Here is an 18417-nt window from a genome sequence, read left to right on the forward strand (position 1 = left end):
TGAGGAGGATTTAGTTCTTGAGGTCGATGGTTTAAGCCTCCTGCACAGTTAATGAGAATTCCACCTGTAGAAATTTCTGGGTAGTCTGCTAGTATCATTAGGCTAAGTAATCCACCAATGGAGTTGCCTATAAAGACGGTGGGTTTTTGAATATGTTGGTTCCAGAAGTCGTATAGTAGTTCTTGCCAAAGTTCTAATGAGTAATCTATGGGTGGCTTGGAAGATGCACCAAATCCTAGTAAGTCGAGGGCAAATACTTGATGGCCTCCAGCGGCGAGGGTAGGGATATTGTTACGCCAATGACCTATGGATGCACCAAAACCATGAATTAGTATTAGGGGTTGTCCAGTTCCCATGACTGTATATTGGATTTGGTGGTTTTTCCAAGTCCAGGTATGTAGGTTTAGTTGATTAGTTGGTGTTGCTATAACGGGGTTCATTTTATAAAGTTTTGTAAAGTCACATACCTTATCATAATAGAAATTTTGGCAAAATTTAGGTCTATATTTTCATTAGTAGGGGAGTGGGGAACCCACCTCTAACCCCTCCCAGGAGGGGAAGTAAACATAAGAATAATTAACATTAACTTGGCTAAAATTAGCAAAAAAATTTATTCTGCTCTTTTTAATTACTTAATAACTGAAGTTTTACCTAAGTTAAGTATTAATACATGGGAATTGGTATAAAATTCTTGCAGAAGCGATCGCGAAACTAGCTTGCGAATAAATATGCTAATTAACTGTTAAGTTGATTAATAAATTCTTGGTGTTCGGAACTAGATAATTCCTGCTGAAGTAGATTAAATACTTCAGGGAAATTTCTTTCTATTCAGGATATAACGGTTAACGATAATTCCGGAATTTTTGAACTTTTGAACCCTGGGTTTTTATTGATGGCAATAGAAATATATTCACTCTAACTAAAAATGCTAATTAACGGTTAAGTTGATTAATAAATTCTTGGTGTTCAGAACTAGATAATCCTTGTTGAAGTACATTTAAAACTTCAGCTAAATTTCCTTCTATTAAGGATTTATATCATTTCCGGTACCATCGGTATTGTATAGGGAACGTCATTTCAGTAAGTAAGTTCAGCTTTTTTATGTTTTGGCATAGAAAAGTAGGGCTTTTCAAACTCATCTCTAGTTAAGCGATCGCGGAGCGTGGCGTCAGCCGTATCGCCACTTTCTAAAGGTATTATTTTGGTTTTGTTCATAGTTTTAACGAAAAATAGAAATTACCGAAAAAAAGATTATAAAATTTATAAAATTTGGCAGATTACTTTATTTATTGTGTTATTTATAACGCCATAAGGTTTCCTACGGAATGCTGCGCAAACAGAGAAGACTAAAACTCATAAGGTATGGGAGAATTAGAGTAGCTCTTAAGATTACAAAACTGCCATTTCAGTTATCAGTTATCAGTTATCAGTATCTCTGCCTGAAGTATTGGGATTGAAATATTGAACTTTATTTTTTTTTATCCCCTTGAAATAAGAGGCTTGAGACCTTATTTTTTGGTCAAAAAAATCCTTAATTGAACTGTATTAATCTATAGACTTATTTGCCGAATAATTAAGGTTTAAAGCCTCTCCTTTAAAGGAGAAAGGAGAAACAAGAAAAAATTTTCTTTTGAGTCAATCCTATCCGTTTTCAAGGAGAGGTAATTATTAATTAGGGCTTACTGATTAAATCTAAAAGCATTAACAGTAAGCATTCAGCCGTCAGCTATCAGCTATCAGCTATGAATTATTAACTCATTATCTTGGAAGAAGGAATTAGTCGTCAAGGAGAATTAAAAGTTATGAATGAAATATTTCTGTCAGCTAACCTTAGTCTTTGCTTGACTCTTTAAAAAGCTGATAGCTGAATGCTAATAGCTGAATGCTTACCATTAACATATAAAGACAAGTGCCTTTTTTGGGTCGAAAAAAGTGCGCCTATTTCAGTCTAAAACACTCAAAAAGTTAGTATTTTAGGCGCATAGTTGGGAATAAAAATTAAGGCACAATTCTTACTCTTACCTCCTCGCTCATTCCCATCATTCCCATTTCTCCTGTCTCCTACCTCCTACCCCTACTAAAAGACTTTTTCACCAAACCCTAATAATTAATAATTAATAATTAATAATTAATAATTAATTGTTGAACTTCCTTCTTCTTTAAATATTCGCCATTCTATCCTCAACCATCATTCGCACAACATCTGGCATTTTATACTGTGCTTTCCATTCTAATTTTTCTTTAGCTTTAATTGGATTTGCCCTACCTAAAGAAATATCAGTAGGGCGATATAAACTCCGGTCTACCTCTACATAATTTTGCCAATTTAATCCTACAGTAGCAAAAGCTTCTATAACAAAATCTTGCAAAGGATAACTTTCTCCAGTAGCAATTACATAATCATCTGGTTCTTCTTGCTGCAACATCAAATACATTGCTTCTACATATTCAGGTGCCCAACCCCAATCTCTCTGCACTGAAATATTTCCTAAATGCAATTTTTCATCACTACCATTAGCAATTTTACAAACAACTGAAACAATTTTTTGAGTTACAAAACGTTGAGGTCTGAGGGGAGATTCGTGATTAAATAATATGCCAGAACAAGCAAATAAATTGTAAGCTTCTCGATAATTTGCTACTTCCCAAAAGGCTGCAGATTTAGCAACAGCATAGGGACTTCTTGGGCGAAAAGGAGTAATTTCTGTAGCAGGTTGACCGCCTGTATCGCCAAAACATTCGCTGGAGCTAGCATTATATAATTTAATTTTTGCTCCGGTAAATCTAATTGCTTCTAATAAATTTAATGTGCCAGTAGCAATACTTTCTAATGTTTCTACAGGTTGTTGAAAAGATAGACCTACTGAACTTTGACCTGCTAGATTATAAACTTCATCTGGTTGATATTTGGTTAATATTTGTAAGACACTTCTAAAGTCATTTAAAGACATAGAGTCTAATTTTACTTTGTCACGAATATCTAAACGATTTAAGTTATTAAAAGTAGACATTTGGGCATCTCTGGAAGTGCCGCAAACATTGTAACCTTTTTCTAGTAATAGTTTGGCTAAGTAGGAGCCGTCTTGACCGGAAATTCCTGAAATTAATGCTGTTTTCATAATTTTTAAGGAAGGAGAAAAAAGAAATAAATAGGGTTTGCTGAATATGTCTGATATTTTAATTAATCAAAGCTTTAAGGGTTATTCAGATATTTATATAGTGGATTGAAGAAGGCAGAAGGGAAAATTGTATGGGAATTCAAACCCCAAACAATTTTGAGCACCTTTGTTGACGGTGGGCTATGTAAGTATTCAGCTCTTAGCAGTCAGCTATCAGCAAATAATGAATAATTTCTTATAAGCTTAAAGAAGCGTAATTTTACAGTAAGTTTTAATTCTATCCAAATTTATCAATTGCATTTCTCAATTGCTTTTACCTCCTCAGATCGTCAATAGCTGTTAACGTAGTTCCTCCGCAGGAGGCTAGCTAAAAGCTGACGGCTGAATGCTTACTGGGGTATTAAACCTGCCACAGAAAAGATAAAAACAAATAAGTCGAACCGTATGTCAAAATTCAGGCATTTTTTTGAACTGAAACAGTGAAAATTTTTCTATTGTTAAGCTTCAATAAACTCTTGCCTTTCCTGACCTACTTTTTTCACTATAGCCTATATTAGAATGCTGACTTGATTGTCTTTTCTAGGTAATAATTCAGGAGTAAGAATTAATAAGAATATTTTTTGACTTTTCCTAACAACTGATAACTGATAACTGATAACTGATAACTGATAACTGATAACTGATAACTGAAATGGCTCCCTCCTTTCCTAATTGGGTTAAATACCTCATTATTCTATAATACCATTTTGATAATTAGGGCTTGCTGATTAAATCTCAAAGTTTTTACAGATAAAGGTAAGTGCCTTTTTAAGTATCAAAAAGTGCGAGGTTTTAGACGACTCTGGTTCAAAATCTTAGGATTTTGGTCAAGATAGGGGCAGAAAAATCAAGGGATGATTCTTTCTACTATCTCCTCTATAATTCCCATTTCTCCTGTCTCCTGTCTCCTGTCTCCTGTCTCCTACCCTAGCAAAAAGACTTTCCATACGCAAACCCTAATTAGCACGCCAATTATTGTTAATTATTCTTATGTTTACTTCTCCCCTACTCTCCCGCAATGCGAAAATGTAGCAAACATTTATCACCCTTGATATAACTTCTGACTCCTATATTTTGATATCATGTCCGTTTAAATACTTAGGGCTTGCTGATTAAATATCAAAGCATTTACTGATATTGGTAAGTGTCTTTTTAGGGTAGAAAAAAGTGCGCCTGTTTTAGTCTAAAACGCTTAAAAAGTTAGTATTTTAGGCGCATAGTTGGGCAGGACAATCTTGGGAAAATTCTTACTTCTACCCCCTCGCTCATTCCGATTTCTCCTGTCTCCCCCTCCACCGCTATGCTTTATAAACATCTTTCTTAACATAAAAATTGACAAAATAGACAAATTATGTGTAAGACTTGAAAAGCCTTTTTCTAGAGAGAAAATGTATTTAAAAGTACATTTATTTTGATAAATTAAGTAGTTTTACTTGGATACTATTACTATTTCTCTCTTCTCTCCTGCTCCCCTTCTCCCCTGCTCTCCGCGTCTCCGCGTCTCCGCGTCTCCGCGTCTCCGCGTCTCCGTGTCCCGGTGTCTGAGGAGTTCCTTGTAAGGGATACACCGGAGGGGTTAGGGGTGGGTTGTCTCCTGTCTCCTACCCCTACTAAAAGACTTTTTCAGCAAACCCTACTTACACTTTGGAGGAAGGAAAGCAGAAGGGAAGAAAAGGTTAGGAGGGATAAAGTTTTTTTATAACTGATTATCCGGACATGATATGATTTATTATTCAAAGATATCTTTTGATTAAAAACAAAAGGTTATTGCCTAAATTTCATCTTTATTCAGGTTATGTAAAAAATATCTTGGAGTGATATAAAAATGGTAAATTTTTCATACTTTAATAATCTATTTTAGTTTTCTTAGAAATTATTTAGAATTGCTATAGCAATATGATTTGAGTTGTGAGATATTGAAGGTTTTTGTTTTAGGTATGGAGGGAATAGGGAATAGGGAATAGGGAATAAACGAAGAGATAAGAATAAGATAACTGCTATATTCTATGCTTTCAAGGAACACCTCAATTCTCACATCTGATTCCTGATTGCTATATATATCTTATACCATTTTGAAAAAAGAGTGTTACGAATAATAAGAATCATAAATAAACTTTCAAATAAAGTCTATTTGACGAAAAAGATAATTTACAACATCAAAAATGGTATTAAATCTATCCCCATACGAATTCTGGATTGCAGAATTGCTGAATTCTGGATTCTAAGAAATACCCTAGCTATTTGTAGCAAACATTTATCAACTTGGTATTATATTATCTTTCTGTGGCCAGTCGTTGACTATCTATCAGCAATTTTCCCTTCTGCCTTCTGCCTTCTTCAAATCAATCTGGAATTGTTTCTGCGATAATTTTTGCTAGATTTTTGAGGTGTGCTGCATAGTTTTTTGTATTTTGATTAGGTGGTATTTTTTCCTGATTTTCTAGTTTTAGTTTGGTTTTTTCTAGTTCTGTTTGAGTTTCTTGAAGTTGAGATTTACTGGTATTCAATTCTTCTTGATACTTGAAATAGTTAGATTGAGATTGTTCTAATTCTGCTTGTACTTCATCGAGTTGGAATTGGGTAATTTCTAATTCTTCTCGCGCATCATGTAGTTCTGAGCAATTTTTATCTAATTCTGTTTGAGTTTGCTGTAGTTTTGCTTCGGCATTTTTGGCTTTTTCTTGGTTTTGTTGAAGTTGAGACTGAGCAGATGTTAATTTGGCGGAAAATTCGTCTCGCTGAGATTTGGTATTTTCTAATTCTGTTTGAGTTTGCTGTAGTTTTGCTTCGGCATTTTGGTTTTTTTCTTGGTTTTGTTGAAGTTGAGACTGAGCAGATGTTAATTTGGCGGAAAATTCGTCTCGCTGAGATTTGGTATTTTCTAATTCTGTTTGAATTTGCTGTAGTTGTGCTTCGGTATTTTGGGCTTTTTCTTGGTTTTGCTGAAGTTGAGACTGAGCAGATGTTAATTTGGCGGAAAATTCATCTCGCTGAGATTTGGTATTTTCTAATTCTGTTTGAATTTGCTGTAGTTGTGCTTCGGAATTTTTGGCTTTTTCTTGGTTTTGCTGAAGTTGAGAATGAGATTGTTCTAACTCCTCTAATATTTGATCTCTTTGAGATTGGATATTTTCTAATTCTGTGTGAATTTGTTGTAGCTGTGCTTCGGAATTTTCAGCTTTTTCTTGATTTTGCTGAAGTTGAGATTGAGCAGATACTAATTTTGCGGAAAATTCATCTCGCTGAGATTTAGTATTTTCTAATTCTGTGTGAATTTGCTGTAATTGTGCTTCGGCATTTTCAGCTTTTTCTTGATTTTGCTGAAGTTGAGACTGAGATTTTCCTAACTCTTCTAATATTTGGTCTCTTTGAGATTGGATATTTTCTAATTCTTCACGATTTTGTTGAAGTTGAGACTGGGTAGATACTAATTTCTGAGAAAGTTCATCTTTCTGAGACTGAATATTTTCTAAATCGGCTTGATTTTCCTGAAATTTCACCTCCAATGAAACACTATTCCCTATTTCTGAAATATCCACATCTCGAAAAACTGGCGTACTATTCCAAGGTTCAAAAGGTATAAGTTTTGCGGTGGAAAAATGAGGTCGAAAGAAATATTTTCCAGCTTCATTTAATAGACAAGCAGCAAAGGCAAAGGGAGTATTAGAAATAGCAACAAAATCACACTTACTCAATAAAAAGAAATTCAGATATTCTCGATTAACTTCAATCTCCAAGTCTTGAGCAGTTAAAGGATGATACTCAGCAAAATAAACTAGAGGTAATTCCTCTATATTATCGCTGGCAATAAATAAAACTGGTTCCTCTAAAGTTTCCCATAAACCATCTAACCAAATTTTATACCACTCACTCGGAGCAACAGCAAAATTACTCTTTTCATCTGAATGTGATTGTAAATGTAAACCAATGATAGTTTTGCCACGAGAGTGTAATTTTTCCCAGGCAACTTTTACTTTTTCCTCTATCTCTAGTGCAGGTTGAAACAAAGAACAAAAATATTCTTTAAAGGGCGCATAATAGCGAGTGTGATATAAAAATTCTCCATGAATATCTACATTTTTCAAAATTTCTGTATTACCGAGGATAAATTCATTATCATTCTCCAAAACTTCAGGTAAATCTTCAGAAATTTCTTGGTCTTGATGACCAAATAATTCTTGTCCTATCCATTTTGGAGTCTCTACTGATAAGCCATTTTCTTGAGCATATATTTTCAAGAAACCATACTGGAAAATTTGATTACCTAATCCACCATTTTTCCCAAGAGTAGACATACTAATTACTTGTTTTCTCACATAAAAAGCATCTCCCCAAGAAGGGTGAAAAGGTGTTGCCTCCGCTATTTTGCCAAAACCATTCTCTGCTAAAAACTCATCAATTTTTTCTGCCAAAGCACAACCTTCATAGAGTTCTTCATAATTAACTTTAGTGTAAACTGCATCTATATATGTAAGTAAATTAGTTGCGCCTTGTAATGCCAAAAGCTCTGCCCCTTGAATATCTAGATTGAGAATATTAAAATCTCCTGGTGTTAGTTCTAATTCTGGTAGCAAAGTATCAAGAGTTTTTGACTCAACAGTTAGTTGATGTGTTTCTTTAATATTCGGATAAATATTTCGATAAAATTTCAAAGGCAAAATGGAACTACTCTTTCCCATGGAGTTAACATATAATTTAACTTTTCCATTTTGATTACTAATGGCATAGTTAACAGCTTGCACATCAATAGACACTTCGGCAATATTTGTTTTTAGCCTTTCAAATACTGTGGGGTTAGCTTCAATGAAAAGAATTTTTGAGATATTTAAAGCTTGATAAGTTTTAATATCTTTACCCTCATAAGCACCCACATGAATAATGCCTCTAGGAAAAATTTGGTTTTGAGAACAAAGGTTCTTTAAATCTAATTTCATTACTACTAATACTTAAATAATTTCAGTTCAAGAAAAAATAAATAGGTTCCTCTGCCACTATTGAAGAAGGCAGAAGGCAGAAGGCAGAAGGCAGAAGGAAAAATTGTATGCAGATAGTCTTCGACAAGCCACTTTGTGTCTACAAACCCCAAACAATTTTAAGCACTATGTAGACGGTGGGGTATTATACCAATTTGAAAAAAGAATGTTACGAATAATAAGGGCAATTAAAATACTTTATAGGAGATGTCTCTTGGACGAAAAAGATAAATTCAGACCTAAAAACTGCTATTAAAGCTATTCATTCTGACTCAGTCCTCCTGACTTCCCCTCCTGGGAGGGGGAGGGGCGAGGGGTGGGTTGACTCCTAAGAAATATCCTAGCTATTTGTAGCAAAAATTTATCAATTTGGTATTAAACTTGCAAAAGAAAAGATAAAATCAATCTTTAACCAAAAATAGAACTATTTCCTAGCTAAAGCATTAGAATATAGGTCATTTCAGTTATCAGTTAGCCTCCTCCGGAGGAACTGCGTTAACAGTTATCAGTACCTCTGTAATAAGGAGGCTTGACATCAGGAATATTCTCTTTTTTTATCCCCTTAAAATGGGAGGCGCATACCCACAATTTTTCGGTAAAGTTAAGCCAATTTTTTGAGTTTATATTCTCTAGATATAGCATTTTCATTTGAGATGTAAAACAAGAGTTAGTTATTTACTATAGCACTACAAAAATTGGGCGCGGACATTTTTCAATCCTAAAACCCTTTTACAGTTTCCTGTTCCCTATTCCCTATTCCCTATTCCCTAGCACTATATTGTCCGAGATTTATTTGATAAATAATCGTAAGCATTTCCTGCGGACTGCTGCGCAAACAGCTATTAGCAGTCAGCTCTTCCGTTTGTCATGCTGCGTAAACAGTTTTTTAATAAATGAAGCAAGCATTTGCTTAACTTCTACGACATTTTTAAACAAAGAATTGAAGCACAAGAACAGCAAGCTTAAATTGTCCACTAAAATTAATAAAGCTGATAGCTGATAGCTGATAGCTGACTGCTAAATGCTTACAAATAATCTTTGAATGTGCAACATACTTTAGCTTAATATAGTCAAGTTATAAAAAAACTTATACTTAACTTAACTGTGAATGTAGTAGAAAAGCACCAAAAAGCCAGAGAATATTTGGCCCAAGGTAAAATTGATAGAGCGATCGCCCTGTGTCATCAAATTATAGAAGTAAAACCAGATTTTATTCCAGCTTATCAGACTGTGGGAAATGCTTTAGAAACTCAAGGTAATTTAAAAGCTGCAATTAATTGGTGTATTAAGGCATTACAAATTCAGCCAAATTTAGCTGAATTATACAAAATGATTGGTAATTTATACTCTCGACAAAAGCAGTGGGATGAGGCGATCGTCAGTTATCAAAAAGCTATAAAGTTACAACCAAATTTAACAGAGGTGTATGAAAGTTTGGGGGATATTTTTCAGCAACGTTATCGAGCTAATTTAACAGCAGCATTGAATCATTATCGTCAAGCAATAGATTACTATCCTCAAAATGAAAGTAACTACCATAAATTCTTAGATATTCAACCCTATCATCCAGAAATATGCCGTCGTTTAGCTAATATCTTATTTGGAAGAGATAAATTAGAATCTGCAATTATTTTTTATCAAATTGCCCTAATAACTGAACCAGAAAATCCCGAAATTCATTTGAATTTAGGTAAAATTTTGACAAAGCAAGGCGATATTCAGCAAGCAATTTATGAATATCAACTTGCCTTAGAAATAGAGAAAAATAATCCAGAAATTTATCTAAACTTAGGAATAGTTTTGGCAAGAAAAGAAAGATGGTTAGAAGCGATCGCCTCTTACCGTTGTACTATTGAAATTAATCCCAACTCAGATTTAGCTTATAATTATTTAGGGGAAGCTTTAATAAAAGTGGGAGAATTAGAAGAAGCAATCTCTGTTTTTGAGCAAGCAATAAATCTCAATCCTAGCTCACCTTTATTTCATAAAAATTTAGGAGATGCTTTAGCAAGACAGGGAAAAATAGATGAAGCAAGTGTCGCTTATAGTCGTTTTATTGAATGTTGAAGAAGGAAGAAGGAAGAGGGAAGAAGGAAGAGGGAAAAAATATTGCTTTGCCTAAATTTTAAGCAGAAGAAGGAAGAAGAAAGAGGGGAGAAGAAAGAGGGAAGAAGGAAAAATATTGCTTTTTCTGAATTTTAAGCTGAAGAAGGAAGAAGGAAGAAGGAAGAGAGAAAAATATTGCTTTTTCTGAATTTTAAACTGAAGAAGTAAGAAGGAAGAGGGGAGAAGAAAGAGGGAAGAAGGAAGAGGGAAAAATATTGCTTTTTCTGAATTTTAAGCTGAAGAAGTAAGAAGGAAGAAGGAAGAAGGAAGAAGGAAGAGAGAAAAATACTGCTTTTTCTGAATTTTAAGCTTTTGATATGTCCTAATACCATGGGTGAAAAAAGAATATTACAAATAATAAGCATGATTAAAAGACAGATGCAGAAGATATCCCTTGAACTAAAAAGATAAATTATGACTTAATAAATAGTATTAAAACTATTCATTCTGACTCAGTCCTCCTGACTTCCCCTCCTAGGAGGAATTAGGGGTGGGTTGACTCCTAAGAAATAACCTAGTTATTTGTAGCAAATATTTATCGCGCTTGGTATAATCTTTCCTTCCATAATGCTTAACTTAGGTAGCACTTCAATTATTAACTAATTAACACAAACTAAATAACCTTTTTAATAATTAGTACCCTAAGAGCGCATTAATTAGGGTTTGCTGAAAAAGTCTTTTAGTAGGGGTAGGAGACAGGAGACAGGAGACAGGAGACAGGAGAAATTGGAATTATAGAGGAGGTAGAAGTAAGAATTGTAAGAATGATTTTTCTGCCATAATCGTCCCAAAATACTAGCTTTTTGAGCGTTTTAGACTGAAACAGGCACACTTTTTAAAGGCCCCAAAAAGGCACTTGTCTTTATATATCAATGCTTTTAGATTTATTCAGCAAGCCCTAATTAGGGTTTGCTGAAAAAGTCTGATGGTGATGATAGGCAACAGGGAACAGGCAACAGGCAACAGTTTAGACTATCTGCTACGGCCAAATTTTTTGATACTCAGCAGAAAAATATTAGCATTTTGAGACTAATTGAGCCAAAAATCTTACACTTTTTCATAGTAAAAAACCCTGGAAGCCCTTACAGGTATTGATTACAATTTTATTCAGCAATTCCTAATTATTATTATGTTTGCCGAATAATTAAGGTTTAAAACTTCTCCTTTTCAAGGAAAGGTTATTATTAATTATTAATTATTAATTATTAATTATTAATTATTAATTATTAATTATTAATTATTAATTATTAATTGTGGAACACTACCTTACTTCCTCTTTTCTTGATAATATTTTTGTGCAGTTTGCATCCAAGCTTTAATCTGAGATTCTAGCCATTTTTTTTCATCATTTAACTGATTAATTTTCATCTCTAAAACCGAATTTTTATTCTCAATATTTTTAACCCAGTCCCTATATTCATCTACCTCAAACTTTAGGCGAGAATTTGCTTGTAAAATTTTTTGTATTCTAGTGCCTAACTCCTGCACGGAAATACTTAATTTTCCCGACTTACCCCGCCAATTTTCCAGCAACTCGCATAACTTGAATACCTCATCAAAATTTCCCTCTTCCAGATGATGATAAATTCGATAAAAACTCACCCATTTAACAGTTCGAGATAACACTTCAGTTTCCCAATCATTTAATTCTCGGTCTGATAAATTTAAACTATCAATTAAATCGCTAGAAATTTGTAAATGTTCTTTCACCTGATAAAAATCGTTAAAACTATGAGTTTTATTTCCTTCATGCCATCGATAATATCCCAATATTTCTTTGACGAAATATAAGTCAGCAACCAAAGCAATTCTCAACCATAATTCTAAATCCGCAGCATAAGCATAATTCTCATTAAATTTCCCGCCAATTTTCTCTAAAACTTGTCTTCTCATTAATACAAACGGACAACAAATAGGATTAGCTTCTCCCAAAATATTCTTCACCCATTCCTTGCCATTTACTAACTTATCCTCAGGATAATTTGCCCAATTCCAATTGAGATGATTATTATTAGCGTCAACCACCATAACAGATGAAGTAACTAAACCTATATTTTGGTATTTATCCAAAATATTTACCTTTTGCTCTAAATTTTTTGGCAACATCACATCATCCTGAGCAAAGATAGTAATATATTCACCATCAGCACTTTCTAAACAGTGATTCCAATTAGTAAACAGTCCTAAATTTTTGGAATTTCTCAAGTATCTAATTCTGTTATCTTTCTGTAGATAACTTTTAATAATTTCTGGAGTATTATCGGTAGAACAATCATCAGAAATAATTAACTCAAAATCTGTAAATGTCTGTTGAAGGACACTATCTATTGCTTGAGTTAGAAATTCTCCAGAGTTATAAGTAGGTAAACAAACAGTAACTTGAGGACAATGATTGATGAGCATTTAATCTAATATTAATTTTGAAGTCATACCAATTTTATAAATGTTTACTACAAATAGCTAGGGTATTTATTAGGAGTCAGGAGTCAGGAGTCAGGAGTCAGAATGAATGGCTTCAATACCAGTTTTGAGCTAGTAAATTCTCTTTTTTGTCAAAGGGGCATTTTCTGTGTAAACGGTGGATATTAAACCTGCAAAAGAAAATATAATAAAAGTGATTGAAAAATATTATTTATTATCGGGACTTTGATATTTTTTGGGCTGAAAATAGCTTCAAACTCAACGGTAGCAATGAAAACACGTTACTCTGGCTAAAAATTGCTCAAATCTAGATATATCAAGAAATAGGCTATTTTAAGGAAGCAAAATGCTGATTTATATGAGATTCATGTTTAGAATTAAATATGGATACGAAAAAACTTTTAGAAAGAATAAGTTTCCGCAGAAACTTAAGTAGATGAGCATAAATAAACGCAATATTAGAAGATTACTTCAACTAATTTTGAGCAATCAACTTAACTGATTTTATGTACTGAATTCTGATTGATAAATAAATTTCCGGGTTAGTACAATAAACTCTTGTAATCAGCAAGTAGACTCTATGGTTAACTCAGGTAGTCAATTTTTCTCCTCCACAGAAATAAAAAACTGCACCTGTACTTAAATGGAATAGTAGAAACAACGGAATATCAATCATTAACTTTTTTGATTCTCTCCTAGATAACTAAACACTTTTTTCCTTTTTACTTCTGGGATAAAAGCAATACAGTTTATTAAATTTAACTGCCTAGGAGCTTAACAGTTAAAATTTGATTACTTCAACTAATTTTGAGCAATCAACTTAACTGATTTTATGTACTGAATTCTGATTGATAAATAAATTTCCGGGTTAGTACAATAAACTCTTGTAATCAGCAAGTAGACTCTATGGTTAACTCAGGTAGTCAATTTTTCTCCTCCACAGAAATAAAAAACTGCACCTGTACTTAAATGGAATAGTAGAAACAACGGAATATCAATCATTAACTTTTTTGATTCTCTCCTAGATAACTAAACACTTTTTTCCTTTTTACTTCTGGGATAAAAGCAATACAGTTTATTAAATTTAACTGCCTAGGAGCTTAACAGTTAAAATTTGATTACTTCAACTAATTTTGAGCAATCAACTTAACTGATTTTATGTACTGAATTCTGATTGATAAATAAATTTCCGGGTTAGTACAATAAACTCTTGTAATCAGCAAGTAGACTCTATGGTTAACTCAGGTAGTCAATTTTTCTCCTCCACAGAAATAAAAAACTGCACCTGTACTTAAATGGAATAGTAGAAACAACGGAATATCAATCATTAACCTTCTTCTTTCTCTGCTAGATAAATATCATGTCCGGATAATTAGTTATAAAAAAACTTTCTCTTTTTCCTCCTCTTTATTCTTTATTCTTTCTTCTTCTTTCTTGCTTTTTTATTCTTGCTTTTTTCTTCCCTCCAGACACCGGACTCCGGACTCCTAACTCCTCCATCATTATTCTGATTGATAAATAAATTTCCGGGTTAGTACAATAAACTCTTGTAATCAGCAAGTAGACTCTATGGTTAACTCAGGTAGTCAATTTTTCTCCTCCACAGAAATAAAAAACTGCACCTGTACTTAAATGGAATAGTAGAAACAACGGAATATCAATCATTAACTTTTTTGATTCTCTCCTAGATAACTAAACACTTTTTTCCTTTTTACTTCTGGGATAAAAGCAATACAGTTTATTAAATTTAACTGCCTAGGAGCTTAACAGTTAAAATTTGATTACTTCAACTAATTTTGAGCAATCAACTTAACTGATTTTATGTACTGAATTCTGATTGATAAATAAATTTCCGGGTTAGTACAATAAACTCTTGTAATCAGCAAGTAGACTCTATGGTTAACTCAGGTAGTCAATTTTTCTCCTCCACAGAAATAAAAAACTGCACCTGTACTTAAATGGAATAGTAGAAACAACGGAATATCAATCATTAACCTTCTTCTTTCTCTGCTAGATAAATATCATGTCCGGATAATTAGTTATAAAAAAACTTTCTCTTTTTCCTCCTCTTTATTCTTTATTCTTTCTTCTTCTTTCTTGCTTTTTTATTCTTGCTTTTTTCTTCCCTCCAGACACCGGACTCCGGACTCCTAACTCCTCCATCATTATTCTGATTGATAAATAAATTTCCGGGTTAGTACAATAAACTCTTGTAATAGGCAAGTAGACTCTATAGTTAACTCAGGTAGTCAATTTTTCTCCTCCACAGAAATAAAAAACTGCACCTGTACTTAAATGGAATCTGTTCCAATAAAAACTAATAATATATAGATAAATAGGCAAAATATGCGTATTTCTAAAACAGCTATCTTAACCCTTGCTGCTCTCAGTTCTCAAAATTTAACTGCTGAAGCAAAAGCTAATCCTAATATTAATTCTTATCCCCAGATAAACACACAAGAAACTAGCAATTTTACTGACTCTACTAATATTAGTAGTTCGTCACCTACTCAATTAATTAGTCGTCCAGAAATTTTACTTAGTCAAGCTCCTAACACTCCTAAATTTATAGCTGCTTTATCAACTCCAAATATAGCTCAAATTCGAGAGGTTTTAAATGAGAGTTGGCTGGGAAAAATAGCGGAATTTACTGCTAAAAATAGTTCTCAATTACCACAGGTTACCTCTCAAATTGCTTTACAAACAGATGCAGAAGATGAAGCTAGTCTCAACCTCAATCCTACTATCACTATATTGAATACTTTATTATTAGTTGCAACTTTATTCCCTCCTGTAACTATTGGCTTTTTTTGGTTAGTCAGAAGGTTGATAATTAAAGAATTGATTGGCGAAGTTAATCAGCGGTTAAAAAAAATCGGTGAATTAGAATTAAATTTGAATCAATCTCAAACATTAGTTACAGAATTAGAAAATCATATAGTCGCTGCAAAACAGTCTATTGAGTTCATTAGTCAAGAAGCGAAAAATTCAAAATCTTCCGTTGAACAAATAGAAACTTTGAAGTCTCAGTTTTTGATGCAGCTACAAATGATTATTTCTGAGACTCAAGAAGCAAAACATCAGGCAATTAAAGAAATTAATTATTCTGTCAATTCAGAAACTAAATCTATTGAAAATACTCAACAATCAAAATATTTTGACAAAGAAACTACTACGGCCGCTGATGATTATTTGAAACAAGGGGAAAAACTTTTTTCTGAAGGGAAGTATAATCAAGCTTTAGCAATTTTTGAAAAAGCTATTTCTCTGAATTCTGATTTAAGTGAAGCTTGGTTTAATCGTGGTAATGTCTTTGTAAAATTGCAGCGCTATACTGAAGCGTTGACTTCTTACGACAAGGCTATTTCTCTTGATTCTGATAAATTTGAATATTGGTTTAATCGTGGCAATGTTTTGGTAAGAATGCAAAGTTATACTGAGGCACTAGCTTCTTATGATAAAGCTCTTTCTTTTAAGGCAAATCATGTAGCTATTTGGCTAAATAAAGGTATTTTACTCAGAAAGTTACAACGATATAATGAAGCGCTTATTGCTTATGAACAAGCTCTTTTAGTTCAGCCTAAAAATGTTGATGTTTTACATAACTTAGGTGCTGTACTTGGAAAATTGAAGCGTTATGAAGAAGCACTCTCTGCTTTTGATAAGGTATTACAAGTTCAGCCAAATAAATATGAAGTTTGGTATAATCGAGGCAATTTGTTAGGAAAATTACAATCTTTTGCTGAAGCAATTGATTCTTATAATCGAGCATTAGAAATTAAGCCAGAAAAATATGAAATTTGGTACAATAAGGGGGCTTTATTATGGCAATTAGAAAGATATGAGGAAGCAGTTAATTCCTATGATCGAGCTATTAAGTTGATGCCAGATGATTATGAAGTTTGGCATAATCGAGGGATGGCTTTAAATTCTTTAGAAAGATATGAAGAAGCAGTTACTTCTTTTGAACAAGCAATTAAAATTAACTCCCAATGTTATCAAGCATTTCTGGGTAAAGCAGAAGCATTATTGAAGTTGGAAAGGTATGAGGAAGTTCTTAGTTGTTGTAATTCTGCTATTTCTATTAAAAATAATAGTTCTGAAGCTTGGGAAAAAAAAGGTATTGTTTTAGAAAAACTCAAACGTTATAAAGAAGCTTTGGTTTGTTATGAGGAGGCTCTTGCTATTCATCCAGATGACTCGGAATTTCAGCGTAAACGCAATATATTAATGTCAGAGTTACAAGGGGAAAAGGTTTTAATTGGAAAAAATCAACCATTATCACAAGGCAATTTAGATTTAAGTAGTCATCAAGATAAAAAGCTTAGTAATAGCAAGAAAGTTCATCCTCTTGCTCTACTAAATGGCAAAAAAGTTAAGACTGATAACTAGATTATGATTTTATGGCAGAAGGAAGAAGGAAGAAGGAAGAAGGAAGAAGGAAGAAGGAATAAGGAAGAAGGAAGAAGGAAGAAGGAATAAGGAAGAAGGAATAAGGAAGAAGGAATAAGGAAGAAGGAATAAGGAAAAATGGCGTTGCTGAGTGGTAATGATTTTTAGATTAAGTATCAACGCAAAACATAAGTTTTTCAATTTTACCTTTGCTAGACGAGGATTTGGCCACGGATATACGGATGATCTATCTGCATTCTGTGAAGTTGTTGCTAGACGAGGATTTGGCCACGGATATACGGATGATCTATCTGCATTCTATGAAGTTGTTGCTAGACGAGGATTTAGCCACGGATATACGGATGATCTATAGGAAAAATTTTCACCTCATCACATAGTATCGATATTACTCATGTAGAAGCGATGTAGCTAAAATTATCATCCTGTGAAGCACTCTGCTCAAGAAGTGGCAACAGGAAAAATTTTCACCTCATCACATAGTATCGATATTACTCATCGTAGAAGCGAAAGCGATCGCTATATTCACCAATCCAGAAAATTATCATCCTGTGAAGCTCAAAAAAAACGGCAAGGTATTTCTCCTTGCATCCTCAAAAAAATCGTGATACTATTTAAGCATTGGGAGTCGTTCGCCCCTACGCATGACTTTTTATTCAACCCAAAAACAGCATTTCGCCACTGAATACATATAGAAGGGATACTCAGACACCAAAGCAGAGAAAAATCCTCATCCTGTGAAGCACTCTGTTCAAGAAGTGGCAACAGGAAAAATTTTCACCTCATCACATAGTATCGATATTACTCATGTAGAAGGGAAAGCGATCGCTATATTCACCAATCCAGAAAATTATCATCCTGTGAAGCTCAAAAAAACGGCAAGGTATTTCTCCTTGCATCCTCAAAAAAATCGTGATACTATTTAAGCATTGGGAGTCGTTCGCCCCTACGCATGACTTTTTATTCAACTAAAAAACAGCATTTCTTTACTGAATACATATAGAAGGGATACTCAGACACCAAAGCAGAGAAAAATCATTATCCTGTGAAGCACTCTGTTCAAGAAGTGGCAACAGGAAAAATTTTCACCTCATCACATAGTATCGATATTACTCATGTAGAAGGGAAAGCGATCGCTATATTCACAAACCAAAGAAAAATCATCATCCTGTGAAGCTCAAAAAAAAACGGCAAGGTATTTCCCATTGCATCCTCAAAAAAATCGTGATACTATTTAAGCATTGGGAGTCGTTCGCCCCTACGCATGACTTTTTATTCAACTAAAAAACAGCATTTCTTTACTGAATACATATAGAAGGGATACTCAGACACCAAAGCAGAGAAAAATC

Annotated in this window: 10 protein-coding genes; 5 read left to right on the top strand and 5 right to left on the bottom strand. The window is 33.5% G+C overall.

The features are described from left to right. The 4 genes from F6K54_RS15995 to F6K54_RS16010 all read right to left on the bottom strand — a co-directional run. Positions 1–440: alpha/beta fold hydrolase (locus F6K54_RS15995; protein WP_293079130.1), on the bottom strand; the 440-nt coding region annotated here is incomplete at its 3' end. Positions 441–1077: 637 nt separating this feature from the next. Continuing rightward, a complete protein-coding gene (locus F6K54_RS16000; RefSeq protein ID WP_293079132.1) occupies positions 1078–1215 on the bottom strand; it encodes a hypothetical protein in 138 nt (45 codons plus the stop codon). Positions 1216–2159: 944 nt separating this feature from the next. Then, a complete protein-coding gene (locus F6K54_RS16005) occupies positions 2160–3119 on the bottom strand; it encodes a GDP-mannose 4,6-dehydratase (protein WP_293079134.1) in 960 nt (319 codons plus the stop codon). 2381 nt (positions 3120–5500) lie between these two features. Then, positions 5501–8092: an FkbM family methyltransferase gene (locus tag F6K54_RS16010; protein WP_293079136.1), complete on the bottom strand. Its 2592-nt coding sequence runs from the start codon at positions 8090–8092 to the stop codon at positions 5501–5503. 1143 nt (positions 8093–9235) lie between these two features. Between F6K54_RS16010 and F6K54_RS16015 the strand changes: the two genes are divergently transcribed. Next, complete coding sequence (locus tag F6K54_RS16015; RefSeq protein ID WP_293079138.1) at positions 9236–10198, top strand: tetratricopeptide repeat protein; 963 nt, start codon at positions 9236–9238, stop codon at positions 10196–10198. A 1305-nt stretch (positions 10199–11503) separates the two neighbouring features. Here F6K54_RS16015 and F6K54_RS16020 read toward each other — a convergent pair. Further along, positions 11504–12640, bottom strand: a complete 1137-nt coding sequence (locus F6K54_RS16020; RefSeq protein WP_293079139.1) for a glycosyltransferase — start codon at positions 12638–12640, stop codon at positions 11504–11506. Positions 12641–15004: 2364 nt separating this feature from the next. On the opposite strand from F6K54_RS16020, the gene F6K54_RS16025 reads away from it, so the two are divergent. From F6K54_RS16025 to F6K54_RS16040, 4 genes are all read left to right on the top strand, one after another. Then, a complete protein-coding gene (locus F6K54_RS16025; RefSeq protein WP_293079141.1) occupies positions 15005–17050 on the top strand; it encodes a tetratricopeptide repeat protein in 2046 nt (681 codons plus the stop codon). A 445-nt stretch (positions 17051–17495) separates the two neighbouring features. Next, positions 17496–17753: a hypothetical protein gene (locus tag F6K54_RS16030; RefSeq protein ID WP_293079143.1), complete on the top strand. Its 258-nt coding sequence runs from the start codon at positions 17496–17498 to the stop codon at positions 17751–17753. 52 nt (positions 17754–17805) lie between these two features. Then, positions 17806–17994, top strand: coding sequence for a hypothetical protein (locus F6K54_RS16035; RefSeq protein ID WP_293079145.1), 189 nt, complete (start codon positions 17806–17808; stop codon positions 17992–17994). Positions 17995–18113: 119 nt separating this feature from the next. Continuing rightward, on the top strand, positions 18114–18242 hold the full coding sequence (locus tag F6K54_RS16040) for a hypothetical protein (protein WP_293079147.1): 129 nt from the start codon (positions 18114–18116) through the stop codon (positions 18240–18242). Positions 18243–18417: the final 175 nt, after the last annotated feature.

This window comes from Okeania sp. SIO3B5, from assembly GCF_010692555.1.
Taxonomy (GTDB): Bacteria; Cyanobacteriota; Cyanobacteriia; order Cyanobacteriales; family Microcoleaceae; genus Okeania.